This window comes from Polaribacter litoreus, assembly GCF_054584775.1.
Window position 1 is genome coordinate 1 of sequence record NZ_JBTLRD010000038.1, and the last position, 5,171, is coordinate 5,171.

Genomic DNA, 5,171 nt, shown 5'->3' on the forward strand with positions numbered 1-5,171 from the left:
ATTTTTTAAAATTCGCGAGAGAGTGTTCAGCATTTTTTTCCTGCGTTTAGATTTTCCTGAGCAATAAAACATAACGTTTGGTGTATGAAGCGTTGGGCATTTCGAAGCACTTTCCTGTCAAACCGCTACAAAGTTTATTAAGTGTAACGCCCTTGAAATTAGCACTTTCCGCCCAATGATTTATACACATTGTTAGCAACTGGGCGTTGATTCTTCCAGTCTGTTTTTCAGTCATTTAAGGTTTGTTAACTGTCTTTTCAAACTGCACAAAACTGTCAACAAAGCACAAATTTATTTTGTTTTTTTGAGTGTGGGCAAACCTAAAACCGTCCTGAAAGGCGGTTACGTGGGCGGTAAAGGCGGAAGCTCTTTTGCAAGCCTTTGGTTTGAGCGTTGGCTCTTGTGGGCTTGCAAATGTGCTTACGGCTGTGCTTTGGCTTTAAAACTTATACTTCATTCCTAAAGTAACTACTTGCGTTTCGTAATAGTTCTCTGATGTCAAATTAAAACCATCTCCAATTATTGATTTTTTTATGGCAAAAGTATTTAGCAAATCTGTAGCTGATAAGCTTACCTCGGCTTTACCTTTCAAAGCCTTTTTCTTTAAGCCAAAATCTACCGAATAGCGTTCTTTAATTGTTCCCTGTGGAATAATATTTGGCGCATAATAAACGGCCGATAGTTGAAAATCCATTTGATAAGGCAATGTTATGTTGTTATTCAACTTAAAATTCCAAGTATTGCTTTTGCTTTCGTCAAAATTAAAAGGTTGAGAGGATGGATAAATACTTGTTCCTGTAAAAGCATTTATTTTATTGGCATACCAATTAAAACTTCCATTAACCCCCCAACTATCCGTAATTGTTTGTTCTAAAGTAATCTCAAACCCTAAATTTGAACCGTTACCTAAATTTTGAGGAATTGAATTAATTATGGTATTGGAGGTTGAATTATCATTTGTAAAAATACGTTCAAAAATATCTTCTATTGAACGGTAAAATCCTGCGAGGTAAACAGAGCCCTCACTCCATTTGGTCTTGTAGGCCAACTCAAAAGTTTGAGTAAATTGAGGTCTTAAATACGGGTTACCTGTTTTCAAAATTTCTGGGTCATCATATTTTGGGAATGGACGCAATTCAAATTCTCCTGGGCGATCAATTCTTCTATTATAAAACGCTGAGATTTTATTGTTTTTATCTGCTTTTAAGGTCAACCTAACATTAGGAAAAAACTCAAAATAATTATAAGCATCGTTTTTAGTGTAATAAATGTTTGCTGGGTCAATATCATAATTTATGGTAGTTTGTTCCATACGAAGGCCACCTTCAATATCCAGTTTTTCGCCTTCATGTATTAAGTTGGCATATAAGGCATAAACATCTTGATTGTATTTTGACCACTCTCCTAGATTTGGGTCTAAAACTGAATTTGTTCCAGGATTTATTTTGTAGGAAATAGGAATTTTTCTCAATTCCAATTTTGACCCTAATTCTATTCTACCAGACCTTAATGGTTTTACGTAGTCTATATTTATATCTGTAACAATTTCATCTACTAACAAATGTGTTTCATCTGTAGAGTCCCTAGTGTCGCTTGTATCTGTAAATGGGAACAACTCATCTTCGCCTCCTTTGGTATACAAAAATCCAATATCTAATGCATGTCCTGCTTGTTTAAAGTTGTGTGTGAAATTTGTTGCGTAATTTATAAATCGCGTATTTTCATCTTCTGCCCAAGTCCACAAACGTTTCCTACTACCATCCGATACGTAATCATAAGGAACATGACCTCTATCAATATGGTATTCATCTTGAAATAATGAATAAAAAGTAAATTTATTGCTGTCATCAATAAACCAGTCAACGCCTGCTTTTATATTGTACAGTTCTTGCGTTCTGTTTTCCAAAAACTGAGAACTGATATTGGGGTTTCCGTTTGAATAAATACGTGAAGTAAATTCATTGTTATTAACTCTTTTTCTAACAATACCATCTGTTTGCAAAAATAAATTCACGTTTTTTGAACGATAGTTTAGGTTAAAAGATGGATTTACTTTAGGTGTAAACGCATATTTATCCATGATGTTGGCAAGGTTATCTTTTCTGGCTGTCAATTCTCCAATACCCAAATTAAGCCCAACATTACCATTAAAACCTTTTTCGTTTTGCTTTTTATAAATAATGTTCACAATACCTGCTAAACCTCTAGAATCATATTTTGCAGAGGGATTATTAATGATTTCTATTCTTTCAATATTTGAAGCGGGAATATTATCAAGTCCCTTTTGGTTGCCAAAACCGGTAAGACTAGTTTGTTTCCCATCAATTAGCACGGTTACTTTATCACTCCCCCTTAACAATATTTTACCTTCTGTATCTACGGTAACACCAGGCAGGTTTCTCATGGCATCCATGGCTGAACCTCCTGCTTGTGAAATGTTATTATCAATGTTGAAACTTTTTTTGTCCAGACTTGAACTTACAATATCTTTCTTTGCTGTAATAACAACTTCACTGAGGTTTTCTGAAGACTCTTTCAATTCAATTTTCCCAAGGTCAAAAGTTTTGTTTAATTTACCTATCAAAACAGGAATTTCTTTTATTTCAAAGCCAATAAATGATACTTTAATTTTATAACGTCCCTCATTTAGCCCATTTATAGAAAACCTACCGTCTTCGTCTGTTATCGTCCCTGTAATTGTGGTATCGTTATTGTTAGTCAAAAGGATATTGGCAAATGTAATCGGGTTTTGGGTTGATAATTCTATTACTCGTCCTGAGATAACAGCATCGCCTTGAGCAAAAGATTGAACAGTAAAAATTAACGTCATGACAAGTGTAAAATAAAATTTTATTATTTTCATTATTTATTGTTTTGAATTGAACACTTGCAAACATAAATTTCAATTCTGAAAACATTTAGAATGCCAATTTTAAAACAAAACAATAAAGGCATGTTTGTTGGGAAAGGTAAATTGATAAGATATTTTATACCCTAAAGTATCACAAATCTGCTTTATAATTGCCAATCCCAGTCCAACACTATCTATTTGTTGTGATTGTTTGTAAAATCGCTCAAATACCCTGTCCGTTTGCAAGGAAGCATTTACACCCGTATTTGTAAAGCTAAGTAAATTATCTTTTAGAACTATTTTTATTGTACCGCGTTCAATATTATACTTTATGGCATTCCCCATTAAGTTAATAATGAGCGATTGTATCAATTGTTTGTTTGATTCTATGGGCTTTATATTGGATATTTCAGAAACAACATCTATCTTTTTCAGCTTAATATGCTCATTAAACATATCATGGATTTCATTAATAATTCCTGAAACTATTACTGAATCTGTTTTAGTAAATTGATTGTTCTCAATCTTAGAAAGCATAAGTAAATTCCTGTTCAATTTTGTTAAAAGATTGATGTGTTTACTGATTTTATTGATTATTTCTGATTGATTTTTATTTATTTGTTGATCCTGTACCAATAAATCTATTTGATTTTTTATTACTGCCAATGGGGTCTGCGTTTCGTGGGCTGCATTTTCGGTAAACTCTTTTTGTGCCCTAAAAATCTGAATGTTATTTTCTGTTAGTTTTTGAACGGAATCGTTAAGCGTATTAAACTCTTCTATATCTGAAGGCACTGTTTCTATAGGTTGTACACTATCAATCTTGTAAGATTGCAATTTTGAAATGATAAAATAAAAAGGTTTCCATGTTTTTTTTGAGAAATAACTATTTAACAATAACATTCCTATTAAAAACATTAGAAAAAGAACGATTTGCACAAAAACAATACCTTGGATTAAATCTTCGCTTTCTACCAAATCCTTTCTAACTATAATTTTATACCAGTTATTGTTCGCCTCAGCTATCGATTTCAACTCTCTATAAGGTTCAATATGCTGCCTTGAAATTTCATAAAAATCATTATCGTAAATTGAATCCTTTGCTAGGTGGTTTCCTGGAATTTGAGTAATGGAAATACTGGCATTCGTTTTTGATAAGGCTTCAGAAAATTGAACAATGGATATGCTGTCCATATTTTTTTCTTCAATTCCGTTAATGATATTTTCTTTTTGATAAATTAAGGTATCATCAACATCCGAAATCCATAAGTCTTGAACTAAAAAGTAAAATACTGGAACACTTATTAAAAATATAATGATTGAAAAAACAAGGTATAACTTTAAGGTTTTTTGTAAAAGTTTCATTACTGTTCGGTTTCAAATTTATACCCCATCCCGTAAATCGTTTTGATGTAACCAATGCACCCAGCTTTTTTCAGCTTTTTCTTCAAATTTTTAATATGTGCATAAATAACGTCGAAATTGTCAAACATATCGGCATGGTCTCCCATTAAATGTTCTGCAATAGTACTTTTGGTTAAAACCCTTTTGGGTGCCGACATAAAAAACAAAAGAAGTTCATATTCTTTAGGAGATAATCTTTCAACGGGTTTTTGATTGAAAAAAACAGTTTTTTCTATAAGATTAACATTAATATCCCCCAAATTAAGTAGATTATTTCCGTTATATTTTCGTCTGCGAACAACTGCCATAATTCGCATTGAGAGTTCTGCCAAATGAAATGGTTTGACCAAATAATCATCTGCACCAATTACAAGCCCCTTTAACCTGTCATCAAGAGAATCTTTTGCCGAAATAATAATCACACCATCTTGCTTATTCAGTTTTTTTATTGCTTCTAAAATTGTGAATCCATTACCGTCAGGTAGAGAAATATCTAGTAGGATACAATCATATTCATAAAGTTTAATTTTCTCAGTAGCCTTTTCTAAATTGGATGCCAATTCGCAAATGTATCCTTCTGGCGAAAGATATTTTGCGATACTTTCAGCTAAATCGGTATTATCTTCGATAATCAATACTTTCATTCTTTTTACTACGAAGTTATTATTTTTTACTTAAATGTGTTGCATTAGCAAATTTATACTCTTTAGCAAATCTTTGGTTGAAACGTTGGATTAATATGGGGCTCTTCTTTTTTGTGGGAGGGTAGAAAAAACAAAATAAATTCCCTCAAATTTGCACCGACCTTTCATTAGAATTTTCTTTTTTCGCCTTGTTGCTAACGTACGGGTTGTATGGTTAGTTACGTTAATTAAAGATACTATTTTCCTGATAATTACTAAAAAAAAATCGCGAA

Annotated in this window: 3 protein-coding genes; all 3 read right to left on the minus strand. The window is 32.4% G+C overall.

Annotated features, from left to right (window positions below; translation table 11 throughout):
• Window positions 1–439 precede the first annotated feature (439 nt).
• The gene (locus tag ACW9UN_RS16705; RefSeq protein WP_459487505.1) at window positions 440–2,863 is read right to left on the minus strand and encodes a TonB-dependent receptor; all 2,424 of its coding nucleotides are present in this window, start codon (window positions 2,861–2,863) and stop codon (window positions 440–442) included.
• 69 nt (window positions 2,864–2,932) lie between these two features.
• On the minus strand, window positions 2,933–4,216 hold the full coding sequence (locus ACW9UN_RS16710) for a sensor histidine kinase (protein WP_459487506.1): 1,284 nt from the start codon (window positions 4,214–4,216) through the stop codon (window positions 2,933–2,935).
• The gene (locus ACW9UN_RS16715) at window positions 4,216–4,899 is read right to left on the minus strand and encodes a response regulator transcription factor (RefSeq protein ID WP_459487507.1); all 684 of its coding nucleotides are present in this window, start codon (window positions 4,897–4,899) and stop codon (window positions 4,216–4,218) included. The genes ACW9UN_RS16710 and ACW9UN_RS16715 overlap by 1 nt, the downstream gene beginning before the upstream one ends.
• Window positions 4,900–5,171: the final 272 nt, after the last annotated feature.

Bases quoted from the DNA above. Each gene is read 5' to 3' on its own strand.
- ACW9UN_RS16710 (WP_459487506.1), bottom strand. From the start codon at position 4,216: ATGAAACTTTTACAAAAAACCTTAAAGTTATACCTTGTTTTTTCAATC.
- ACW9UN_RS16705 (WP_459487505.1), bottom strand. From the start codon at position 2,863: ATGAAAATAATAAAATTTTATTTTACACTTGTCATGACGTTAATTTTT.
- ACW9UN_RS16715 (WP_459487507.1), bottom strand. From the start codon at position 4,899: ATGAAAGTATTGATTATCGAAGATAATACCGATTTAGCTGAAAGTATC.